The following is a 22,217-nucleotide window of genomic DNA, read 5'->3' as shown; positions in this document are numbered from 1 at the left end:
GCTTTGCCGTCATAAGTTGTCACGCTGTCACTGTTTGGTCATCTGTCTGTCACCTTTTTGTCTTCTCTATTCCTTAGTTTGCTGAAGCTAAATGAATACAGGGAGATAACAATGAACAATAAAGTGATAGCGACCGGTGTGCTGACCGTCTTGTTGATGGGCTGTGATGGGGATGACGGTCGTGATGGCACCGATGGGCAGAGTGGCAATGACGGTTTGAATGCGCTTATTCGCACAACTGCTTTGCCTGTAGGACATCAGCAGTGTGCTCTGGGCGGGCAGTTAATCGAAACCGGGCTGGATGCCAACCGCAACGATACTCTTGAAGATGATGAAGTGAATGCGGATGCGACTCAGGTCATCTGTAATGGCGCGTCACCTGAGCTGAATGCCCAGCTGATTGGTCGTTATCAGTCCGGTGAGTATGGCACCAGCGCTGCGGAGATTGTCGCTTATCATTCCGTTTCCAAGCGTATTTTTGTAGTTAATGCTGCCAGTGGTCAGCTCGATATATTGAATGCTGAGGTGCTGGCCAGTGCTACAGTTGCAGACGATAACGGCATTGGCCTTGATAACATCAATAAACTCGATTCATTGGATGTGACTGCCGACATTGATTTGCCGAATCTGGGTGGGGTTAACAGTGTCGCTATTTCAGGCAATCTGTTGGCAGCAGCGATTGAGCGCGGCGATGGCACCAACAGCAAGCAGTCCAATGGATATGCCGCCTTTTACACCATGAGCGATGCAGGGGAGGCCACTTATTTGAAGGCGGTTGAAGTTGGCGCTTTGCCGGACAATCTTGCTTTTACGCCGGATGGCAGCAAGTTGCTGGTGGCCAATGAAGGTGAACCCAATAATGCTTACACCCTTGACCCCGAGGGCAGCGTTTCTGTGATTGCCATTACCGATGGCATGCCTGCAGATACCGCATTAACTATTGGTTTTACCGACTTTAATGTCGGTGGCAGTCGCGAAGATGAAGTTTCCGAGCTTATTAAGATTAATGGGCCGGGCAGCAGCGTGGCTCAGGATCTAGAGCCTGAGTACATCGCCCTAAGCCGCGACAGTAAAACCGCCTGGGTCAGCCTGCAGGAAAATAATGCTGTGGCCAAACTGGATCTGACTGATAACTCAGTGGTCGCTCTCCAGCCATTAGGCTTTAAGGATTTCAGCTTGCCTGCCAATGCCCTTGATGCCAGTGATAAGGATGACGCCATTAGCTTTCAAAGCTGGGAGCAGGTGGTTGGTATGTATCAACCTGATACTTTGGTGGCATTCAGCTACAAAGGCGCTGATTTTTACATTACCGCCAATGAAGGAGATGCTCGTGACTATGCTGGCTTCTCTGAAGAAGTGAGAGCCGATGATCTGACTCTGGATCCTAACCACCCTCAGCTTGCAGCTGCTCAGGATAAGACCCAGTTGGGCCGTTTGAAGGTGACGACCTCAATGGGCGACACGGATGGGGACGGAGATTACGACACTATCGTTTCTTATGGTGGGCGGTCTTTCTCTATTCGTGATGCCAACGGCAATCTTGTCTATGACAGTGGCAGTGACTTTGAGCGGATTACAGCAGCTCTGCTGGGCAGTGACTTCAATAACCATAACGAGCAGAATAAGGGCGACAGTCGTAGTGATGATAAAGGCCCTGAACCGGAGGCGCTTGCCGTCGGCACCATCGGGGGTAAAACCTTTGCCTTTGTCGGTCTGGAGCGTACCTCAGGTTTTATGATTTACGACATATCAAACCCGTTTGCTGTCAGGTACGTGGATTATGTGGTGAATCGTGATTTCAGTGTGGATTTTGAGATTGATGGCGACACCATTACCGGCCAGCCCGGACTGGCTGGCGATCTTGGCCCGGAGGGGATGAAGTTTGTCGACGCGGCCGACAGCCCGAATGGCAAACCTTTGCTGATTATTGGCAATGAGGTCAGCGGTACCACTTTGGTATATCAGTTAGTGCTGGAGTGATGGCTGATACCAGACCAATGGCACTGCGCTGAATTGGCTTAACGCAAAACGGCGTGTCTGCAACAGGCGCGCCGTTTTCTTATATATCCTTGGTCTGGCTTACTTGCTGGTACAGGGAGGAAACTCAAAGGTTTCGCCTGTCTCAAGATACTCGGGATATTTTTGCATGCACTGTCTGAACGTATGGGTATCAATGAGTCGTTGCAGCCAATCGGCCAGATGAGGCAGAGGGCGTGTTTGCCACCAGTTTTTATCAACACCGGCAAATTGGCGGACAAAGGGCATTACCCCCCAATCTGACAAACTGGGCTTATTACCATCCAGATAGGTTTGGCTGGATAATTGATGCTCAAGAAGGTTGAGAAACTGACAGGCCTGATCCCGATACCATGTCTCAGTTTGCTCCGGAAACCTGTCTGCATACTTGTATTTATCCAGCCAGGGTTTGAACTCCTGATCACAGGCGCAAAGCCAATTTTGAGTGGATCTTCTATGACTTTCCAGCCACAGTTTGTCGTCGGAGGCGTGCATATGTTCCCGCGCCATATGGTTAAGGGCGTAGAAAAGGATATCCTGACTTTCCTCCAATACCTTGCCATCAGCCAACAGCATTACGGGAACTGTACCTTTGGGAGACAGCTCCAGCATGTGTTCAGGCTTGTTTTTCAGCAGTATCTCTCTTAGCTCTACCTGAATACCACAGGTCAGCAATGCCAGTCTGGCACGCATGGCATAGGGGCAACGACGAAAGCTGTAGAGTAGCGGCAGGCTATTGGTCATGGTTTTCCTTAATCTATGGCCTTGAGGTATGTGTTCTTGATTGGCTGGCACTGTTAATTTGCTCAGATTGTAGTCGCTTGATATGCCAGCAGAAGGCATTGTGAAAACCCAGATGATACCAGTCAAGTCGGTTGTATATTGCTGCACCGTCCCTGTGTGTAAACTCAGCGGGTTTGACTGGGTTCGTCCGCGCTTCTCTGCTACACTCTCGTCCCTCTTTTTTCGGCGGTATTCACCATGTCTTTTTCCACTTTGGGGCTAAGTCCTGAACTCATTTCTCACTCTGGTTACAGTGAGCCAACACCTGTGCAGCGGGAGGCCATTCCTCTGTTGCTGAAGGGACGGGATCTGCTGGCCTGTGCTCAGACTGGTACAGGTAAAACCGGTGCCTTTGCATTGCCTCTGGTGGAAAAGTTGCTCCAGTCTGACCCCTTTGGGCGCGACAGCAAGCGAGCCAATGCCCCCACTGTATTGGTATTGACCCCAACCCGCGAGTTGGCCATTCAGGTGGGCGAGGCTTTTAAGCTATTTATCGGCGATAAGCCTTTGAACGTGGCCATGGTGTTTGGCGGCGTGAATATCTCCCCACAACGCAAGTTATTGGCCCAGGGCGTGGATATTTTAATTGCCACGCCGGGGCGTCTGTTTGACTTGATGTATCAGGAATATGTGTCTCTGTCTCAGGTTGAATATCTGGTTATCGATGAAGCCGACCGCATGCTGGATATGGGCTTTGTCAAAGATATTCAAAGGGTAAAGCGTAATCTGCCGCTCGAGCATCAAAGTGCCATGTTCTCAGCAACTCTCACACCTGAGATCGGCGTATTGGCCAACACCATGTTGGCTGAGCCTGCCCAGGTCAACCTGGAAGCCAATAAAGCCAACCAGCAAATTACCCAGCGTGGTGTGTTGTTGGATCCGCGCCGAAAGTCAGAATATCTGGCAGAGATGATAGGCAAGCAGAACCTTAAACAGGTGCTGGTATTTACCGGCAGCAAACAACTGGCAGAACAGGTGTTGCGTGAGCTGCAGCTGGATGGCATCGCTTGTGCTGTGCTCCATGGCGACAGAACTCAGGCCAGACGTTCTCAGGCGCTGGAAGACTTTAAATCCGGTGCAATACGTGCGTTGGTGGCCACAGATGTTGCCGCCCGGGGACTGGATATTGCTGCGCTGCCATTGGTGGTGAACTTTGATTTGCCAATGAACCCTGAAGACTATTTGCACCGTATTGGCCGTACCGGCCGTGCAGGACACTCAGGTGAGGCGCTGACCTTGCTGTCACCCTCTGAGCGCTTGGCGTTTAAAGCGATTGAGTCTCATATGGGAGAGAAGCTGAATATTACTCATGCTGAGGGCTACGAGCCGGGGGCGCCTCTGCCAGCCCGTTATGAGATGATGGACAGCAAGCGTTCCGCCCACACTGGCAGTGGTCACAAAAAACGCCATAACGGTGACAAGCACAGAGCCTCTGGTCGTGGCGCCAGTCAAAGAGGCAGCCAGAAAAGTGGGGCTAAATCCAGCTCAAACCGCAAGTCCGGCCAGCAATCCGGCTGGAAGCGATAGCTCGCGGGAAGACAGATATCATCAGAGGCGAGAGTAAGGAAACGACATGTTGATTCAATCCGTTCCGGTGAATGTAATTACCGGTTTTCTTGGCAGCGGAAAAACCAGCTTTATCAAACGCCTGTTGGCCAGCCGTCCTGAAGGTGATAAGTGGGCCGTGCTGGTGAATGAATTTGGTGAAATTGGACTGGATGCCGCGCTTCTCTCTGATGAAAATAGCCAGGGGAAGGTGACCATTAAAGAGGTACCGGGTGGCTGTATGTGCTGCGCTGCCGGGGTACCAACACAGGTTGCGGTTACCCAATTGTTGAGTCGGGTAAATCCGGATCGGCTGCTGATTGAGCCTACAGGGCTTGGACATCCAGCCGAAATCCTCAAAATGCTGGGCAGCGACTTCCTGAGCAATGCCTTGTCTCTTAAATCCACTTTCTGTCTGGTGGATGCCCGCAAGCTGGCAGACAGCCGCTATTCTGAGCATGAAATATTCCGTCAGCAGCTGAGTGTCGCTGATGTGGTGCTGGCCAGCAAAGCGGATACCTATGAGTCTTCGCCACAACAAATGACAGAGCTGACCGATTTTCTGGCTGGACAGGGGGTGAATCCTCAAATGTGTCTGCCCTTGGATAACCAGTATGAGCTGGACGACCGGATTATTGAGGCGCTGAACATTACGGCAAAGAAACCGGCAGCCATAAAAGCGGTAAAACAGGATCAAACCGGCATGCTATCTGCTTCAACTTCTTTACTGTTTCCGCCAGCGAATCAGCACAATGGCTGGGGACAGACTCAGGCTGCTGATGAGCCAGAGCCCTTGGAGTTCAACGAACAGGGGATATGTGAGAAGTCCAATCAGGGGGATGGGTTTGTCAGCCATGGTTGGGTGTTTACCCCGGACTACTGTTTTGATTTCGACAAGCTGGTTCACCTGATCAGGGACGCTAATTTGACCCGGCTCAAGGCGGTAATGATCACTCTGGACGGTATCGCTGCATTTAATCTGGTGGATGGCGACTTGAGTATCAATGAGCTTGATGATGCCTTGGACTCCAGAATCGAAATCATCAGCGATCAACCCATTGAACAAAGTTTGTGGCAACAGCAACTGCTGCAATGTCGTGCTTCGGAGTGTTGAGCTTTTCTGAAAGTGGGTCGGTTTACATTCTTGGCTTGCTAACATCTTCTGATGTCATGATTTTTGTGCGGAACTTAGGTAAAATCCGCGCAATTTTTATCACTCCTTTGTAATTCTAATGACAGAGCAAACTCACTCAGTGTCGGAAACCGAGCAGCGTTTGCTCTCAGATCCGGTTCCGAAACTCTTCTGGCGTTATGCCTTGCCCACTGTGCTGTCCATGCTGGTCACCGGCATTTATGTGACCGTTGATGGCATGTTCGTTGGGCACTATCTGGGGGAGCAGGGACTGGCTGGCATGATGTTGGCTTACCCCATAGGGGCGATTCTGTATGCCGTAGGTTCCCTCATAGGTATGGGGGCCGCAGCGCTGGTTTCCATCAATCTGGGGCAGGGGGACAGAGACAAAGCCAGGCGTTTTGTCGGTAATGCTTTTACGCTGGCACTGCTATCAGGCGTGCTTTTCGCCCTTCTGGGGACGACACTGTCGCCACATATCCTGAACTCGCTTGGGGCAGAAGGGGCCGTGCTGGAGAGTGCCAACAGTTATCTGTTTTGGTATTTCGCCCTGGGTGTATTCCCCATTCTTTCATTAACTTTCACCACCCTGCTCAGAAATGATGGCCGCCCAGAGTTCGTTACCGGGGTGCTGATTTTTGGTGGCGTACTCAATATCTTTCTCGACTGGTTGTTCATCGTTGTTTGGCCCTATGGATTGGCAGGCGCTGCTGTCGCCACCATGATGTCCCAGGCAGCCACAGCCGGTCTTTGTATGTATCACTTCTTCTCCGACCGCACCCGGCTTCGGATTGATCTGGAGCAGATGAAGCTAACCCTGGATAACTGCTTCAATATTGCCAGAGTTGGTTTGCCTAGTTTTCTGATGAACCTCTATCTGTCGATTGTGCTGACTCTGCACAATATGGCTTTCCTTTGGGTTGGCGGCCCAATTCATGTTGCCGCTTACGGTATTGTCAGTTACACAGAAGCTCTGTTTTATCTGATTTTCGAAGGGATCGCCTTTGGTGCCCAGCCCATTTTGAGTTTCAATGCCGGTGCCAAACGATATGACAGGGTGAAACAGGCTCGCCGCATTGGCTTTATATCTGCGGCTATCATCGCGGTGATAGGTCTGGTGTTTATCTATTCAAAACCAGATTGGCTGGTGTATATGTTTGCCGGAGACAACCCGGAATTGGCTCCCGTTGCGATAGAAGGTATGTACTTCTACTTCTGGGGATTGCCAATGGAAGGTTTATTGCTGGTGGGCGCCAGTTTCTGTCAGGCTGTCAACTACAGCCGCGAAGCTTCTATTTTAACGGCGGCAAAACTGCTGCTGATCGCGGTTCTGCTCTGGCTTATGTCCTGGCAGTTCGGTACCACAGGAGTTTGGCTATCATTGTCAATTACGTCGACACTTCTGTTTATCTGGATGTGGTTTGCCATCAGACGTATTGATAGACAGCATATGTGAACAATAAGCCAGAAGGATGGGTGATAGACAAAGTCATTTGAGTTGTTATGATTCCGTTTCAAAAGGAAACTGTTTAAGGACAAACAATGACTTTGAAGCCCATTATTCTGGCGCTGGCAATCGCCACTTTGCCCTGCATTGTGCAGGCCGAAACCTCTTTTTCCGATGTTTATGCTGCCTATCAATCAGCGGTAGAAAATAGTGACGCCGCTGAGCAATTGAAGCAGGCAAAACTCGCTTTTGAGCTGGGAAAAGCCAAATTTGGCGAATCTCATATCAACAGCGCCAATCTGGCGATGAATTATGCTAATGCCATAAAACTTCCTCAAAATTATGACGCGAGGACAGCATCCGACTCAACACTCCCTCAAACCAGTGACCTGCTGGAGTATGTGGTTGAAGTGTACGAAAAAGAATATGGTGAAGAGAGTGTTGAGCTAATTGAGCCTTTATTGAAACTTGCCCATAGTTATCAATTTGGTTTTAAGACAGAGAGCGAGATTAAAATGGCTGCGACCAGAGCCGTCGGGCTCGCAGAGGAAAGTTCGCCACTGTTTAAAGCTTGGGTTATGGCCGAAGCAGCGACCGCTTTGCGACAAACAGCCAGATACAAGCAAAGAGCCAAAAAATATCTGTTTGATGCGTACGACTTATATGTCGAGCACGCACCAGAAAATGCACTGGAAAGGAATCTGGCTGCATTTCAGGTCGCAAAATATGAGATGGAGAAGCGTCGATACAGTAAGGCTGAAGAATTGTTGTTGAATGTCGTGGAGCAATTTCAGGTGTTGGACTATTCAAACGCAGTGGAACTTGCTGCTCATGCGTTTTTGGTGGAGCTCTATGAGAAAAAGGGCAATAGGGAAGAGGCTACCAAGCACTGTCTGGCGATTGGCAGCATGAAGCCCTGGAAGGACTCGCAGGAGCAGGAACCTATCTTTAGAACTCCTCCGGAGTTTCCAGTATCTGCAGCGAGACGTGGCAAGGAGGGTTTGGTAAAGATGCAATTTACCGTCGATGAGATGGGGTTTGTTCGAGAGCCCGAGGTCATTAAGTCTGAAGGTGGCAAGGCCTATGAAAAATCTGCACTGAAAACGATCAAAAATTGGCGCTATGCACCCAAGTTTGAAAATGGCAAACCGTTAGCAGCTTTGAATACGGTGCAATTTGATTTTAAATTGGGTAAATAACAAAAAGCCGCTGAAAAGCGGCTTTTTTTGTACAAAAGAACTGGCATTGTGATCCGGCTAAACCAGATACACTCCCAGGCTGCATGCACCGTGGGCACCCACAACCAGTGACTGCTCGATATCGGCAGTCTTGGATGGGCCAGCGATAAAGGCACCGCAGGAGCCGGATTCCAGTGTCAACTTAGTTACCGCCTGATGCATATTGGCAACCAGATCCTCTTCAGCTACTACCAACAGCAGGTTTTCACAGATAAAAGGCGTGACTCTGTGCTGATGTTGCTCTGTTACCCAAATGGCGCCATTTTCGGCCACCGCCAGCTCGCCTGAGATTACCGCATAGTCGATATCTTTCAGCTCATGGGGTGTTGCAGGAAGGGTACGGTTACCGGTCACCCCCTCTACCAGAGACAATACCTGCAATCCTTCGGCAATCAGGCTGTTAACCTTTTCCTGCACCAGTTCCAGAGTGGCATCTCTGTGCAGGGTACCGGCAACCATGGCCAGGTTGGTTTCGAACTGACCGGTCAGATCCTGCATATTGGGCGCGATATCAATCACCGGCATAGGTTGTTTGTCCAGCGCTGACTTTGCCAGAGCGCTGAGAATTTCATTTCTTCCCGGCATTATTCGCTCCTGTTGTTCTTGTACCAGTGTTCAAAACTGGACTTGGGTGCTACCGGCAGTTCACGGTATTTGCCCCATGCACCGGCAAAGGGCTTCAACAGGCTGCCTGGGAGGATTTTCAGCGCGCCACGAGCCATGCTCATAGAGCAGTTAAAGGCGGTTTGACTGCCCATCAACTTGCCCACCAAAGGCATATAGTTGGCTTTGCCGTAGGGCAACTGACCCGCTTCCGCTTTAAGGCGCCTGTGGTGGTGAATAATCTTGTCCAACGGTACCTTGGTTGGGCAAACACCTGAGCAGGAGGCGCACAGGGTGCAAGCCCAGGGGATGCTGTTGGTGTCATCTTTACTGCCACCGACGGCAATACCGATAGGACCCGGAATGGTGTAGCTGTAGCTGTGACCACCGCTGCGACGGTAAACCGGACAGGTGTTCAAACAGCCACCACAACGGATACATTTGAGCGACTCTGCCAGAATCTTATCCTGCAGCATCGCCGTGCGGCCGTTATCCACAATGATCACATGCATTTCGCCACCGGCTTTGGGGCCGCGATACATGCTGGAATAGGTGGTTACCGGCTGACCTGTGGCGTTGCGGGCCAGCATTCGCAAAAGCACAGCGGCTGAGTCCAGGTTGGGCACGATTTTGTCGATCCCCATGGAGTGCAGCTGCACCGCAGGCAGGTTCACCCCCATGTCAGCATTACCTTCATTGGTACACACCACCACTGCGCCCTTGTCGGCAACAGCCATGTTCACGCCTGTCATAGCTGCATCGGCACTGAGGAACTGTTCGCGCAGATGCTGACGCGCGGCACGGGTCAGGTAGGTGGGATCGGAAGCGCCTGCTTCTGTACCAATTTTTTCATGGAAGAGATCTCCCACTTCTTCCTTCTTCATATGAATGGCGGGCACCACGATATGTGAAGGAGGCTGACCGGCCAGCTGGATAATGCGTTCACCCAGATCGGTATCAATCACTTCGATACCACGTTCCTCGAGATAAGGATTCATGTGGCACTCTTCGGTGAGCATGGATTTGGACTTCACCAGCTTCTTCACCTGATGACGGGCCAGGATCTCATGCACAATCTGGTTATGCTCTTTACCATCGCGAGCCCAGTGAACCTGAATACCATTGGCCTGACAATTGGCTTCAAACTGCTGCAGCAGATCAGCCAGATTGGTGAGGGTATGCAGTTTGATTTCACTGCCTAACTGACGTAATTGCTCCCACTCTGGAATACTGCCAGCGGCACGGTCACGCTTTTCGCGCATCAGCCACAGGGCTTTGGAGTGCCAATCGACCCGGGATTCATCACGGCAAAAGATTTCTGCCTGCTGGGCATGGGTGGCGGAACTGGAATGTGACATCAGGCTTCCTCCTTACAGCGCGGCGTTGATGATTTGAGCAACATGGCGGGTTTGCACCGGCAATTGCTGACGGCGGATCATGCCATCCAGATGCATCATGCAGGATGGGTCATACCCCACTACATATTCGGCACCGGTATTGGCGTGGAACCAGGCTTTGTCTTTGCCCATTTTGGCAGACACCGCACCTTCATCCATAGCGAAGGTCCCACCAAAGCCGCAGCACTCATCTTTGCGCTCTGGATAACGAATTTCGATACCCGGGATTTTTGCCAGAATGGCTTCTACCTTGTTAAACGGCTTGCCCATAAACTCACTGCCACTGGCCAACCCCAGCATACGCACGCCGTGACAGCTCATCTGCAGGCTGATGCGATGGGGAAAGGCTTTTGAAAAAGCGGGAATAGGTGCAACGTCGTGCAGGAATTCGGTCAACTCATACAGCTTGGCAATCACGGCTTCAGCTTCAGGACTGTCGTCGAACTCGTGAAAGTTCTCTTTGGCAGCCACCAGGCAACTGGCCGCTGGGCAGACAATGGCGTCACATTCCACCCCTTTGAAACTATTCAGCAGTTTCATTGTGGTATTTCTGGCTTCGTTGTAACAACCTGAGTTGGTCATCGGCTGGCCGCAGCAGGTTTGGCCTTTGGGAAAAATGACCTCATGCCCCAGCTTCTCCAGCAATTCCAGGGTGGCTACAGCCACATCCGGCATCAACTGGTTTACCAGGCAAGGGATGAAAAGTGCTATCTTCATCTGGTTTTCTCTATCGGTAGGAAGAACCGCGGTTCAGTGAGCCAGCAGTGACCCAGCTCACGATACGGACAAACTCTCCCCAATATAGGCTCATCCCCATGCTAGATATAGGGGTATTTTAGTAAAACCAAATGTTCACTTTCTCAAAAGTGAGAAACTGTGTTTGTCATTATTGCTCTGATAGGCGGGAATCCCTTCCAGCAGACACATCAAAGGTCGATAAGGGATATGTGATGTTGGCTCAATAACAGTCAATATATGACTTTAAAACCCACCCCAAACCCAGGCAATGGTGCCTGCCAACATGGCATAGGCCAACGCCACCGGCATGGTCTTGCGGATAATGTCTGCCTCTTTCCCCGCCATGCCCACTACAGTCGCGGCAGCAACCACGTTCATCACGCACATCATATTGCCGGCGTTGGCGCCAATCCCCTGCAGTGCCAGCACCAGTGCCGGATTAGCGCCGATATTGTCTGCGACACTGTATTGCAGACCGGAGAACATCATATTGGAGAAAGTGGCGGAGCCTGACAGGAAGGCGCCGAATATGCCTACCACAGGGGCAATCCAGTCCCAGATGTTGCCCATACTGGAGGCCAGCATATCCGCAAGGGCGACGGGCATGGAGACCAGATCTGCGTGGTTTTCCCCTGAATTCAAGAAGATTTTTACCATGGGCACAGATGCGCCCAATGAGATTACCGTAGGCACCATGGATTTAAGGGATGTAGCCACAGAGGTTTTTATGGCTGAACCTTTCATCTTAAACAGGCCAAAACTGAGTAAGCACACCAGTATAAAGAAGGCACCCGGGGCATACAGGGTGGCAAAGCCTGCTTTAAGTTCAGTCCCCAATAGCCCGGTCCAGTTGAGGTTAAAGCTGGTCAGCCAGTCTTTCAACGGCGGTAAGGTGCGGGATAGCACCAGGAGTGCGGCCATCACCAGATAAGGTGTCCAGGCTGCAAGTTGACTGAACTGGGTAGCATGATTACTGGTGCTTACGGAGTTTTCCTGGTCATCGGCATCAGGTGTTTTGTTGTCGAAGTCGAACCAGGGGGTTGATGGCAGCAGCCAGCCTTTACGGGCAACCGGGATGACAATGGCCATACCGATAAGTGCACCGATAACAGAGGGGAACTCGGGACCCGCCAGGTAGTTGATACACCATGCCGGGACTGTGAAGGCAAAACCAGCAAAGATGGCAAATGGCCAGATTGCCAGGCCTTCTTTAAAGGAGCGGTTACGGCCAAAAAATCCGGTCAGTACGCTGACGATGACGAGAGGTATCAGTGTGCCTGTGACCAGATCTATAGTAATCATATGCATGGCAATAAATTGGGCGTAGTCGGCAAAGTCTTCACCATGGTGTGCAATCTGCGCTGCGGCCATGCTCTCACCACCCTGCAGTAGCCCCTGCTCCATACCAAAGAGGACGGGCAGGCCAATGGCACCGAAGGAAACTGAAGCTGAATCGGCAATCAGAGCAACCACGGCTGCGGCAACCGGTGGGATCCCAAGCAGTACCAGTAAGGGGGCTCCAATGGCGGCCGGGGTGCCAAAGCCTGCGCTGCCTTCAATAAAGGCACCAAACAACCAGCAGATGATGATTACCTGCACCCGTGCATCTGCGCTGATATTGGTAAAACCTGCGCGTATGGTATCCATAGCGCCTGAGTATTTCAGAGTGTTAAGTAGAAATACTGCGCCGAAAATAATGGTTAGAGGGGTGAGGGCAGAGAGCAGACCTTCTACTACGGAAGCGGCCAGAATTTGGGTATCCATTTGCCAAACGAAAGCGGCTGCAAGACCTGTTATTACCATGGAGATGGGCATGGCTCTGGACGCAGGCATTCGTAACAACACCAGAAAAACCATCACACTGATTACGGGAGACAGGCTGGCAAGAATTTGGATAATGCTCATGGGAACCTCTGACAATGCAGTTACAGACACGGACAAACCCACAGCGATTGCCGGGTAGTGTCTTGGGTGTACTGCCATTGAAAAGAGGCCATAGGATGGCACCTTCAACGTCACGCCATGGAGGCACTTTAGCATTGAGGCCTGGCTAAAGTACACATGCGTAAACTAAGTCTTTTGACTAACAGACTGAGTAAAAACAAAAAACGCCCCATAAGGAGCGTTTCAAATTCTTGGATGGAGAGTATTCAGAACAGCTTGCTGCCCCAGCCCAATTTGTTACGAAGTACATGAAAGTAGTTGTAACCCTTGGGGTGAATCAGCCTCAGCCTTTCCGGGCTGCGGTGAATGATGATTTCATCGCCGGGAAGAACCGCCAGGGTGACGTGACCGTCACAGCTCACTTCCAGATTCTCACCATTGTGGGGAGCGACTTTCAGCTTAATGACACTGTCGGCATCTACCACTATCGGCCTGCAGGACAGGGTGTGTGGGAACATGGGTACCAGAATCATCGCCTGCAGCTTAGGGGTCAGAATCGCGCCGCCGGCTGATAACGAATAAGCGGTTGAACCGGTAGGGGTCGCGACTATCATGCCATCTGCGCGCTGACTGTACATGAACTGGTCGTTGATATAGACCTCATACTCAATCATGTGGGCGACTTTACCCGGGTGCAGAACAGCCTCGTTAACTGCTGTGTTACTGGCTTTAAGCTTGCCGTGTCTGTGCACTTCGGCCTCAAGCAGGAATCTGTGCTCGGTTTCGTATTCACCATCCAGTACTGCGGCCAGTTTTTCTTCAAACGCATCCGGTGGTAAGTCGGTTAAAAAACCAAGATTTCCGCGGTTTACGCCAATAACACCGACATCGAAGCGGGCCAGAACTCTGGCTGCGCCTAACATATTGCCGTCACCACCGACCACAACCGCCAGGTCACAATGCTGGCCAATCTCCAGCATATCCGCGGCTTTTACATGGTTTCCCAGTTCCGAGGCGACACGCTCTTCCACCAGAATTTCGTACCCCTGCATCGATAACCAGTGATGCAGGCGTTTGAGAGTTAAATTGGTCCCCTTATGATGGGGTTTTCCGATAAGACCAATTGTGCGGAACTCGCTTGTCATATTTCCCTTGGAAAGGCCTTGAAACGTCAAATTTAGTCCCCATAATATCCCCCAGAGTATGCAGAAACAAAGCATTTTTAGCTGGAGTAACAATGAGCAACGAACACAAGCAAGCACCGCAGGACCAGGTTGAAGAAGTGGTTGAGACCCAGGTTTCCCAGGAAGACGCTGCACTGGTGGATGAGTTGACCCAGGCCAATTTCCGAATTGAAGAGCTTGAGCAGGCACTGGCAGAAGCTGAAAACAAAGCCAAAGAAGAGAAAGACGCTGCACTGCGCGCCGTGGCCGAAATGGAAAACATCCGTCGTCGTGCTGCGCTGGACGTAGAAAAAGCACATAAGTTCGCTTTGGAAAAGTTTGCCAACGAACTGCTGCCGGTCATCGACAATATGGAGCGCGCACTGTTGGGCTCTGTGGAAGATGACGCCGCCAAAGCCATTATCGAAGGTGTGGAACTGACTCTGAAGTCACTGATGACAGCCGTGGCCAAATTCGGTATTACCGCAGTCGATCCTATGGGTCAAGCTTTCAACCCAGAGCAGCACCAGGCAATCGGTATGCAGCCGAGTGCTGAGCACCCAGCCAACACCGTGATGCTGGTGATGCAGAAAGGTTACATGCTGAACGACCGACTGCTGCGTCCGGCCATGGTAATGGTCTCCCAGGGCTAGTCAGCATTTGATTGAGAAAGGACGCCACGGCGTCCTTTTTTATTACCCACTTATCAGAAACAGGGAGAGTCATGAAACGGATACTGGTCACTGACATTTTTGGGCGCACACCGGAACTGGAAGCCTTTGCTGAAAAGTTTAAAGGGGAACACGCTCAGGTGCAGATTATCGACCCCTATGAAGGTATCAATCGGCAATTTATGAATGAAGCTCAGGCCTATAAGGCGTTCAGTACTGGGGTTGGTATGGAGGGCTACATTGCGCTTTTGCAAACAGAGCTGATGAGTTGTGGTGATGATAAGATTTCTCTTGTCGGCTTCAGCGCGGGAGCAGCCGCTATCTGGGCCTTAAGTGAGCATGAGCTGATGGGCAAGGTGTCAGGTGCAGTGCTCTTTTATGGCGGGCAGATACGTCACTACCCACTGATTAATCCGGTTGTTCCCACTCACTGTATTTTTCCTGCGTTAGAATCTCACTTCAGTGTCGAAGAGTTGATGATGAAGCTGGAAGGCAAGACTAACCTGACCCTCCAGCAGGTTCCTTTCCTGCACGGTTTTATGAACCCCTTGTCTGCTCATTTCAGCCAACCCGGCTTCGAGCTATTCAGCAATTGTATGTCTGAGGTTGGGGAAGATGAGTGTCTTGTCAACGCGATATGGCCTGAGTTTGATGGCAGCCTGGAGTGCTGACTGATGAGATATCCGCTGGAGTTTATTTAGCAGCATAGAGATCATCGTTCGATAAATTGCTTGATCAGACTGGTGTCGAAGTGGGGCAATGTTCAGGGATTGCAGCGGTAGATATTGCCACCCAGATTTTGGGTATAGAGCAATATTCCTTCAGTGTGTTCCTGTTGATTGAGAGAGACATGGCTGGCTTTGCGTTCGGCTGCCTTCAAGCTCAGAGCATATTCGGCGTTGGCATGTGCACTTTCAATGCTTAAACCACTCTCACTGACCTCAATAAAGCCCAGATGCTCACATGGTCCAGGCAATTGCCGTTCACTTGTGATGAGCTGCACCTGCCCTGAATCTGACTCAGAGGTCAAGCTACAGGCGCTGAGAAACTGGCCTGCAAGACTGACGGTCAGGCTGGCGAATATTTGTCTAAGCATGATCTAACTCCCTGTCGCTAATTGGACTTTATCTCTCTGATAATGCATGAATAACAGCACAGTAAGATTAAGCTGACCACAATCAGCAATTGAAACGCTGAGCATGATCACTGACGGGAATGGATATTTGCGACGGAGAGCTGGTTTGTTTTTCGCGAAACAAAAAGCCGGGATATCCCGGCTTCTGTTTCTCTTTATCTGTATCTGCTTGAGTTTGCCTGAGTAATATTGGCCTGTTTGCTATGCTTCATCATCAAAGTAATAGAGTCCCTGGTTGACCCAATCAAGCAGGATTGCCGCGTTATGCTGATTGTTGCAAAGGGCCGTGGCAAGTTGAGGTGACAACTGTTTGCTGTTGGCTATCTCGCTTAGTGTTGCTTCGTCCAATTCTGAAAACAACCAGGCTTCGCCATTGATAAAGAGTCTTGGTTGTACATCCTGCTCCAGTCGCAGCACTTTAAGCCCACCAATACGGCTGAGGTGGTTGCCGGTTGCAATTAACTCTGCCAACTCTTCGCTGCTGTAGGCGGGATCTGAAGGGCTGATATCCAAATCAAATCGGTTTTGGCTGAGCAGCCTGCCGAGAATATCGTTATAGGTGGACTTGTCTTCGATTAGTGCTGTAAGCAGCTGCGCCATGCCGGACTGAGTAGAGAGTGACACCTGCCCCTGATTGTCCTCTTTGGTGGCAGAGGTAAAGCGCTGTTGTCCCCGGGAGTGATCCAGCAGAAAATCGGCAACTTCGCCAAACAGTTCCTGCTGTGATGGCGCCCGGTAACCTATGGAGTAGCTCATGGAAGGTTCCAGCGTGTTGCCTCTGTGGGGATAACCGGGGGGGATATACAGCAGATCACCAGGCTCCAAGACCACGTCAATCATTGGCTCAAAGTCTTCCACCAGTGGGGACTGGGGGTTATTGCCCCGGGGTTTGTAATTACCCTTGTCACCCACAATCCAGTGTCTACGACCTTCGCCCTGCAGAATAAACACATCATAGTTATCGATATGGGGACCGACGCCGCCCTGAGGCGTGGCAAAAGACACCATAAGGTCATCCAGTCGCCAGTCAGGCAGAAACCTGAGGCTCTCCATCAATTCGTCAGTTTGCGGCAAATAATGGTTTACCGCTTGCACCAACAGCTGCCAGTGGCTGTCGCCATATTCAGCAAAGTCCTCGAACGGGCCCTGATCGACATGCCAATCGTCCGCTTTGGTGACGACGATGTGTGAACTGATCTCGGCTTCCATCGCCATACCCGCCAGTTCATCCGGGGATAGTGGGTCGATAAAGTCGGTATAGGCACCTTTTATGACCAGGGGCTTTTGCTGCCAGTAGTGTTGGAGGAAGGCGGGGATATCGAGGTTTAGAGAATAGGGCATGCTACATCCTGTCACTGCACAAATTGACGGCAGTGTAACACAGGGCGGTCAGGATATATTGGCGAAATGGCTATTAGCTGAGTAGGGTGGAAAACAAAAACGGCACCCCTGAGGATGCCGATTTTAGAATTGCTTGTTAGCTAAAGCCTGTGATTAGTTCAGGTCGTCAACGAAATCAGCGGCGCGGCCAATATAGTTCGCCGGAGTCATCTTCTTCAGCTCTACCTTCACATCTTCCGGCAGTTCCAGACCGTCGATAAAGGCAGCCAGCTGGGCGCCGTCAATGCGCTTACCACGGGTCAGCTCTTTCAACTTCTCGTATGGCTTTTCGATACCATAGCGACGCATAACGGTTTGCACTGGCTCTGCCAGTACTTCCCAGTTCTGATCCAGCTCAGCCAGCAGGTGCTCCTGGTTCACTTCCAGCTTGCTCATACCTTTCAGGGTGGACTGGTAAGCAATCAAAGAGTGAGCCATGCCCACACCCAGGTTGCGCAGCACGGTAGAGTCAGTCAGGTCACGCTGCCAGCGGGACACAGGCAGTTTGGAAGCCAGGTGCTGCATGATGGCATTGGCGATACCCAGGTTGCCTTCGGAGTTTTCGAAGTCGATTGGGTTAACCTTGTGCGGCATAGTGGATGAACCGATTTCACCGGCAACCGTCTTTTGCTTGAAGTGACCCAGAGCAATGTAGCCCCATACGTCACGGTCAAAGTCGATCAGTACAGTGTTGAAGCGGGCAACGGCGTCAAACAGCTCGGCGATATAGTCGTGTGGCTCGATCTGAGTGGTGTAAGCATTCCAGGTCAGGCCCAGGCTGGTCACAAAGCGCTGAGACAGAGCATGCCAGTCAACTTCCGGGTAGGCAGACAGGTGAGCGTTGTAGTTACCCACTGCGCCGTTGATCTTACCCATGATCTCCACAGCTTCAATCTGCTTAACCTGACGTTCCAGACGTACGGCAACGTTAGCCATCTCTTTACCCAGAGTAGATGGAGAGGCTGGCTGACCGTGGGTACGGGACATCAGTGGTACGTCACGGTAATCACGGGCCAGCTGCTTAATGCCGTCAACCAACTGCTGGCAATATGGCAGCAGTACCTGCTCACGGGCTTCTTTGAGCATCAGACCGTGTGACAGGTTGTTGATATCTTCAGAGGTACAGGCAAAGTGCACAAACTCACCGATAGCGGCCAGCTCTGCATTGTCTGCAATTTTCTCTTTAATAAAGTACTCAACCGCTTTTACGTCGTGGTTGGTGGTCGCTTCAATGGTTTTCACCCGCAGCGCATCTTCTTCGCTGAAGTTGTCCTTGATGGCATCCAGTTGCGCCAGGGCTTCTTCGCTGAATGGTGGGACTTCGGTGATTTCAGGGCAACTGGAGAGGAGTTTCAACCAGTTGATTTCGACCTGAACACGATACTTGGTAAGACCGTACTCGCTGAAAATCCCACGCAGGGAGGCGGTTTTACTACCATAACGACCGTCTACCGGAGAGATCGCAGTCAGTGCGGAAAGATCCATTAAAAGCTCCTTGATGAACTTGGCTGATATTTATAGGGTGAGGCTGTTCTTAGCTGTATCCAGTATCGCTTTGCGCGAGAACACTAAATGTCTGCGTTTGCCGCCGAGTTGACGCCAAAGCACTGCACTGCGCATGGCGGCCAACAAGAGGGCGCGAATCTTTTGTTGTACCAGTGGCCGCTGCAAACAGGTTGGATTACCTGTAATCTGAATTTTCGGCCCCAACTCACTGATCACATCACTGTAGATACTGGCGAGGTTGGCGATAACCTGCTCGTCACTGATCTGGAAGTGATTCAACTGGCGCTGTACCTGATTAATTCGCTCAGACAGCATGCCCATGGCATTGCCTGAAGCGCTCAGCTTACGTTCCAGCGCCAGTACGCCCACCAAATAGCGGGTGATTTCCATATCTTTGCGGTTGCCGTCACCCAGTTGATCCAACACCAGTCGGTAGCCGGTTTGCAGTGCAAACTTGTCCGGATACACATCTGCTGTGGCATCAGGGTTGGTGACGTTAATCGTATTTAAACTGGCCGCCAGGGCGTCGATATCGGCTTCCCCGTGCCGGGCCAGTTTCTGGACCTGTGCCAGACATTGCAAAATGCCGGCAAATGCCATGGTCCTTTCATACAATGGGTTACTCAAGATTTATTCTCTTATCAATGTGTCGATAATGCCGCCACCCAGACAGATTTCACCGTCGTAAAATACGGCGGACTGTCCCGGTGTTACTGCTTCTACCTGTTCATCAAAAATCACCCTGATCTCACCTTCACCGGCAATATGCACGGTACAGGGGATATCTTTCTGGCGATAACGGGTTTTCACTGTGATGCGGGCACCTTCGGCCGGGCCTTTACGATCTACCCAGTGCAACTGGTTTACCGTCATGCCTTTGGACATCAGGCGAGGATGGTTATGACCCTGGCCCACAACCAGTACGTTGCGGTCCATCTCTTTATCCACCACAAACCATGGGTCTTCAGAGCTGTTTTTCATACCACCGATACCCAGACCTTTACGCTGGCCCAGAGTGTGGTACATCAGGCCCTGATGCTGACCGATGACTTCACCTTCGGCAGTTTCAATATTGCCGGGTTGCGCTGGCAGATAGTTGGCCAGGAAGTCTTTGAACTTACGCTCACCAATGAAGCAGATACCTGTGCTGTCCTTTTTATCGGCAGTGATCAGGCCTTGCTCTTCAGCAATGCGGCGCACTTCCGGCTTTTCCAGGTGGCCTACCGGGAACAGGCTGCGGGCAACTTGCTCGTGGCTTAGGGTATACAGGAAGTAGCTTTGATCTTTGTTTCCATCCAAACCGCGCAGCATCAGTGTCTGGCCGTCCTCGGTATCATGGCGGCGCACATAGTGGCCCATGGCGATATAGTCGGCATCCAGAATGTCATCGGCGAATTCAAGGAAAGCTTTGAACTTAATTTCCTTGTTGCACATGATGTCCGGGTTTGGGGTACGACCGGCTTTATATTCAGCCAGGAAGTATTCGAATACGTTGTCCCAGTATTCGGCAGCAAAGTTTACTGTGTGCAGCTTTATGCCCAGCTTGTCGCAAACTGCCTGAGCATCCTTGAGGTCTTCCGCAGCAGCACAGTACTCGTCCGTGTCATCTTCTTCCCAGTTCTTCATAAACAGGCCTTCCACCTCATAGCCCTGCTGTTTAAGCAGATAGGCTGATACTGAGGAGTCAACACCGCCGGACATACCGACGATGACTTTTTTGCCTTGATGAGCAGGATCAATCGATGTCATAGATAGTTTTAAACCTGAAAAAATAATAATGCTTCCGGCAATTGGGCTTTCCTCAGGAAGTTCAAGGCTTTTGAGGTGACCTAAATAATCGCCGGCTGTTTATGCGGGTGCGTATTCTATCACGCTTTAGAGGGGGTCGCTATCTGGAGGAGGTCGGCGTTGAGCAGATCTAATGGGCTTGCTTTGCCCTTGAGGTAATCCTGAACAGATTGTGTCACTAAAATGCTTCTGTGTTGATCCCGGCAGGCATTCAGTTCATCCAGCGATAACCAGCATGCGTGCTGGATTTGTGCATCCTGAGGGCAGGGGACTGGCATAGATTCCAGTTCCACCAGAAAGGTAAAACGCAGAAAAGCTAAATTCTGTTTTGCCGAAAACTGATAAATCCCAATCAGTTTCTCCGGTTCAAGGTCAAGGCCGGTTTCCTCAAACAGCTCTCTGCGGCAGGCCTGAACCAGACTTTCATTGGCTTCGAGATGGCCTGCAGGTTGGTTCCAGCGTACCTGACTTTCGATAAGCTCTTTGACCATCAGGAAATGACCATCACAATGCACCACGCAGGCAACGGTCACATTAGGTCTGTATCTGTCAGTCATGGTCTGTTCCTTTTATCTGCTCAGTTGGTGTTGATTCCGTTCGTAGCAATGGGTGAGCAAGTTATACCTTTATCACTTTATACTGGCCATTTTCCAATGCATCGAGACGGTACTGCCCAATGGCATAGCGGATAAGCCTGAGGGTAGGGAAACCAATATGGGCGGTCATACGTCTGACCTGGCGGTTACGGCCCTCGCATATCTGCACTTCCAGCCAACTGGTGGGAATAGACTTGCGTTCCCTCACAGGAGGATTGCGCAGCCATACCTGAGGCTCATCCATCAATCGTACTTTCGCCGGTAGCGTCATACCATCTTTCAGCTCGACGCCCTTGCGCAGTTTATCCACATCCTCCTCGGTGGGAATACCTTCAACCTGAACCCAATAGGTTTTGTAGGTTTTCTTTTTTGGCTCGGTCAGCCTGGATTGCAACCGACCGTCATTGGTCAGCAGTAACAGACCTTCACTGTCCCGGTCCAAACGTCCCGCAGCATAAACCCCGGGCACATCGATAAAATCTTTCAGCGTTTGGCGGCCCTGTTCGTCGGTAAACTGGCAAAGTACATCGAAAGGCTTGTTAAACAGCACGATGACCGGGTTTTCTACCCTGGGTTTGACTGCCCGGCGCGGTCCGCTTTTCCTGTTGCCTGAAGGACGGCTGGTATTGGAGGTACGCCCTGTTGGCGATTTGGACTGGTTACTTTTATTGCCGAATCCGGCACTGCGCTTGTTTTGATGACTGCGCTTGTCTCGAGGAGAGTGTTGCACGTTTGGACGAAGAGTGATGAACAGGAATGTTGTACAGTTTACCCGTCAATAGTGTGAATACCAAAGTTATTGGTCTATTGGGCTTTTAGCAAATGGGTATTCAGCGCTGAGCAGTTGCTCTTGTTCGATTCCACTTTGGTCATAGTTACCCTGGAGTGGATTTAAATTAGAGTTTACGGGCCGTCATACAGGGCGAAGCCAACCCATGGATACTGCAAGTTACGGGTAGTAGAACATTTTCTTATGACGATTGAAGTTGTGGAATTTGAATCTGGCGTTGAATGCTCTATGATGACGGCCAACAAATGTGATCTCTGTGGAGAACAGCTGCTGTTTTGCGAGACTCGACCAGGGTAGGTTGGGGTCACAGACACCATAGCCTTCAGGCAACCTTTCCCGACTGGTCCAGCAATAATAATGGAAGGACTGCTGCGTCACTTCCTACATAAAAATCGCAAGTCATAC

The 22,217-nt window shown here is 51.0% G+C and carries 20 protein-coding genes; 7 read left to right on the top strand and 13 right to left on the bottom strand.

Translation table 11 applies throughout. The features are described 5' to 3' along the window. Nucleotides 1–111 precede the first annotated feature (111 nt). The gene (locus L2725_RS10760) at nt 112–1,980 is read left to right on the top strand and encodes a choice-of-anchor I family protein (RefSeq protein ID WP_249248965.1); all 1,869 of its coding nucleotides are present in this window, start codon (nt 112–114) and stop codon (nt 1,978–1,980) included. Between the two features lie 99 nt (nt 1,981–2,079). Here the strand turns inward: L2725_RS10760 and L2725_RS10755 are convergent, their stop codons facing one another. After that, nucleotides 2,080–2,760 (bottom strand): glutathione S-transferase, encoded by a 681-nt coding sequence (locus tag L2725_RS10755; protein WP_249248964.1) that lies wholly within the window; start codon nt 2,758–2,760, stop codon nt 2,080–2,082. A 237-nt stretch (nt 2,761–2,997) separates the two neighbouring features. On the opposite strand from L2725_RS10755, the gene L2725_RS10750 reads away from it, so the two are divergent. The 4 genes from L2725_RS10750 (at nt 2,998) to L2725_RS10735 (ending at nt 8,122) form a co-directional block, all read left to right on the top strand. Continuing rightward, the gene (locus L2725_RS10750; RefSeq protein ID WP_249248963.1) at nt 2,998–4,326 is read left to right on the top strand and encodes a DEAD/DEAH box helicase; all 1,329 of its coding nucleotides are present in this window, start codon (nt 2,998–3,000) and stop codon (nt 4,324–4,326) included. A 46-nt stretch (nt 4,327–4,372) separates the two neighbouring features. Beyond that, a complete protein-coding gene (locus L2725_RS10745; RefSeq protein ID WP_249248962.1) occupies nt 4,373–5,458 on the top strand; it encodes a CobW family GTP-binding protein in 1,086 nt (361 codons plus the stop codon). 118 nt (nt 5,459–5,576) lie between these two features. Then, entirely contained in the window at nt 5,577–6,932 is a 1,356-nt protein-coding gene (locus tag L2725_RS10740; protein ID WP_249248960.1) for an MATE family efflux transporter, read from the top strand. Between the two features lie 86 nt (nt 6,933–7,018). Further along, complete coding sequence (locus tag L2725_RS10735) at nt 7,019–8,122, top strand: energy transducer TonB (RefSeq protein ID WP_249248958.1); 1,104 nt, start codon at nt 7,019–7,021, stop codon at nt 8,120–8,122. Nucleotides 8,123–8,179: 57 nt separating this feature from the next. Here L2725_RS10735 and L2725_RS10730 read toward each other — a convergent pair whose 3' ends face one another. The 5 genes from L2725_RS10730 to nadK form a co-directional block, all read right to left on the bottom strand. Continuing rightward, nucleotides 8,180–8,746, bottom strand: coding sequence for a LutC/YkgG family protein (locus tag L2725_RS10730; protein ID WP_249248957.1), 567 nt, complete (start codon nt 8,744–8,746; stop codon nt 8,180–8,182). After that, complete coding sequence (locus tag L2725_RS10725) at nt 8,746–10,122, bottom strand: lactate utilization protein B (RefSeq protein WP_248935693.1); 1,377 nt, start codon at nt 10,120–10,122, stop codon at nt 8,746–8,748. The genes L2725_RS10730 and L2725_RS10725 overlap by 1 nt, the downstream gene beginning before the upstream one ends. Before the next feature lie 12 nt (nt 10,123–10,134). Next, nucleotides 10,135–10,878, bottom strand: a complete 744-nt coding sequence (locus tag L2725_RS10720) for a (Fe-S)-binding protein (protein WP_249248956.1) — start codon at nt 10,876–10,878, stop codon at nt 10,135–10,137. A 264-nt stretch (nt 10,879–11,142) separates the two neighbouring features. Then, nucleotides 11,143–12,804 (bottom strand): L-lactate permease, encoded by a 1,662-nt coding sequence (locus L2725_RS10715; RefSeq protein WP_249248955.1) that lies wholly within the window; start codon nt 12,802–12,804, stop codon nt 11,143–11,145. A 245-nt stretch (nt 12,805–13,049) separates the two neighbouring features. After that, a complete protein-coding gene (nadK, locus tag L2725_RS10710; RefSeq protein WP_248935690.1) occupies nt 13,050–13,928 on the bottom strand; it encodes an NAD(+) kinase in 879 nt (292 codons plus the stop codon). Between the two features lie 92 nt (nt 13,929–14,020). Here nadK and grpE point away from each other — a divergent pair, with 92 nt between their 5' ends. After that, nucleotides 14,021–14,599 carry a nucleotide exchange factor GrpE gene (gene grpE / locus L2725_RS10705; RefSeq protein ID WP_115138995.1) on the top strand — a complete coding sequence of 193 codons (579 nt, stop codon included), beginning with the start codon at nt 14,021–14,023 and terminating at the stop codon, nt 14,597–14,599. Between the two features lie 71 nt (nt 14,600–14,670). Next, complete coding sequence (locus L2725_RS10700) at nt 14,671–15,288, top strand: dienelactone hydrolase family protein (RefSeq protein WP_249248954.1); 618 nt, start codon at nt 14,671–14,673, stop codon at nt 15,286–15,288. Nucleotides 15,289–15,380: 92 nt separating this feature from the next. Here the strand turns inward: L2725_RS10700 and L2725_RS10695 are convergent, their stop codons facing one another. The 7 genes from L2725_RS10695 to L2725_RS10665 all read right to left on the bottom strand — a co-directional run bounded on the left by L2725_RS10695 (nt 15,381) and on the right by L2725_RS10665 (nt 21,752). Next, the gene (locus L2725_RS10695; RefSeq protein WP_249248953.1) at nt 15,381–15,713 is read right to left on the bottom strand and encodes a hypothetical protein; all 333 of its coding nucleotides are present in this window, start codon (nt 15,711–15,713) and stop codon (nt 15,381–15,383) included. A gap of 240 nt (nt 15,714–15,953) precedes the next feature. After that, nucleotides 15,954–17,093 (bottom strand): ribosomal protein uL16 3-hydroxylase, encoded by a 1,140-nt coding sequence (locus L2725_RS10690; protein ID WP_249248952.1) that lies wholly within the window; start codon nt 17,091–17,093, stop codon nt 15,954–15,956. Between the two features lie 153 nt (nt 17,094–17,246). Further along, on the bottom strand, nt 17,247–18,617 hold the full coding sequence (gene purB / locus L2725_RS10685) for an adenylosuccinate lyase (RefSeq protein ID WP_249248951.1): 1,371 nt from the start codon (nt 18,615–18,617) through the stop codon (nt 17,247–17,249). Nucleotides 18,618–18,647: 30 nt separating this feature from the next. Beyond that, complete coding sequence (gene hflD / locus L2725_RS10680; RefSeq protein ID WP_249248950.1) at nt 18,648–19,265, bottom strand: high frequency lysogenization protein HflD; 618 nt, start codon at nt 19,263–19,265, stop codon at nt 18,648–18,650. A 3-nt stretch (nt 19,266–19,268) separates the two neighbouring features. Further along, nucleotides 19,269–20,387, bottom strand: coding sequence for a tRNA 2-thiouridine(34) synthase MnmA (gene mnmA, locus L2725_RS10675; protein ID WP_249248948.1), 1,119 nt, complete (start codon nt 20,385–20,387; stop codon nt 19,269–19,271). A 119-nt stretch (nt 20,388–20,506) separates the two neighbouring features. Next, the gene (locus tag L2725_RS10670) at nt 20,507–20,983 is read right to left on the bottom strand and encodes an NUDIX hydrolase (RefSeq protein ID WP_249248946.1); all 477 of its coding nucleotides are present in this window, start codon (nt 20,981–20,983) and stop codon (nt 20,507–20,509) included. Between the two features lie 61 nt (nt 20,984–21,044). Continuing rightward, nucleotides 21,045–21,752: an rRNA large subunit pseudouridine synthase E gene (locus tag L2725_RS10665; RefSeq protein ID WP_249248945.1), complete on the bottom strand. Its 708-nt coding sequence runs from the start codon at nt 21,750–21,752 to the stop codon at nt 21,045–21,047. Nucleotides 21,753–22,217: the final 465 nt, after the last annotated feature.

Source organism: Shewanella corallii (assembly GCF_023349125.1).
GTDB classification, from domain to species: Bacteria; Pseudomonadota; Gammaproteobacteria; order Enterobacterales; family Shewanellaceae; genus Shewanella; species Shewanella corallii.
The sequence above is the reverse complement of the archived record's forward strand: the minus strand, read 5'-3'. Positions and strand labels throughout refer to the sequence as shown.

Excerpts from the sequence above, each read along its gene's own strand:
- L2725_RS10760 (WP_249248965.1), top strand. The coding sequence starts at position 112 with ATGAACAATAAAGTGATAGCGACCGGTGTGCTGACCGTCTTGTTGATG.
- L2725_RS10755 (WP_249248964.1), bottom strand. The coding sequence starts at position 2,760 with ATGACCAATAGCCTGCCGCTACTCTACAGCTTTCGTCGTTGCCCCTAT.
- L2725_RS10750 (WP_249248963.1), top strand. The coding sequence starts at position 2,998 with ATGTCTTTTTCCACTTTGGGGCTAAGTCCTGAACTCATTTCTCACTCT.
- L2725_RS10745 (WP_249248962.1), top strand. The coding sequence starts at position 4,373 with ATGTTGATTCAATCCGTTCCGGTGAATGTAATTACCGGTTTTCTTGGC.
- L2725_RS10740 (WP_249248960.1), top strand. The coding sequence starts at position 5,577 with ATGACAGAGCAAACTCACTCAGTGTCGGAAACCGAGCAGCGTTTGCTC.
- L2725_RS10735 (WP_249248958.1), top strand. The coding sequence starts at position 7,019 with ATGACTTTGAAGCCCATTATTCTGGCGCTGGCAATCGCCACTTTGCCC.
- L2725_RS10730 (WP_249248957.1), bottom strand. The coding sequence starts at position 8,746 with ATGCCGGGAAGAAATGAAATTCTCAGCGCTCTGGCAAAGTCAGCGCTG.
- L2725_RS10725 (WP_248935693.1), bottom strand. The coding sequence starts at position 10,122 with ATGTCACATTCCAGTTCCGCCACCCATGCCCAGCAGGCAGAAATCTTT.
- L2725_RS10720 (WP_249248956.1), bottom strand. The coding sequence starts at position 10,878 with ATGAAGATAGCACTTTTCATCCCTTGCCTGGTAAACCAGTTGATGCCG.
- L2725_RS10715 (WP_249248955.1), bottom strand. The coding sequence starts at position 12,804 with ATGAGCATTATCCAAATTCTTGCCAGCCTGTCTCCCGTAATCAGTGTG.
- nadK (WP_248935690.1), bottom strand. The coding sequence starts at position 13,928 with ATGACAAGCGAGTTCCGCACAATTGGTCTTATCGGAAAACCCCATCAT.
- grpE (WP_115138995.1), top strand. The coding sequence starts at position 14,021 with ATGAGCAACGAACACAAGCAAGCACCGCAGGACCAGGTTGAAGAAGTG.
- L2725_RS10700 (WP_249248954.1), top strand. The coding sequence starts at position 14,671 with ATGAAACGGATACTGGTCACTGACATTTTTGGGCGCACACCGGAACTG.
- L2725_RS10695 (WP_249248953.1), bottom strand. The coding sequence starts at position 15,713 with ATGCTTAGACAAATATTCGCCAGCCTGACCGTCAGTCTTGCAGGCCAG.
- L2725_RS10690 (WP_249248952.1), bottom strand. The coding sequence starts at position 17,093 with ATGCCCTATTCTCTAAACCTCGATATCCCCGCCTTCCTCCAACACTAC.
- purB (WP_249248951.1), bottom strand. The coding sequence starts at position 18,617 with ATGGATCTTTCCGCACTGACTGCGATCTCTCCGGTAGACGGTCGTTAT.
- mnmA (WP_249248948.1), bottom strand. The coding sequence starts at position 20,387 with ATGACATCGATTGATCCTGCTCATCAAGGCAAAAAAGTCATCGTCGGT.
- L2725_RS10670 (WP_249248946.1), bottom strand. The coding sequence starts at position 20,983 with ATGACTGACAGATACAGACCTAATGTGACCGTTGCCTGCGTGGTGCAT.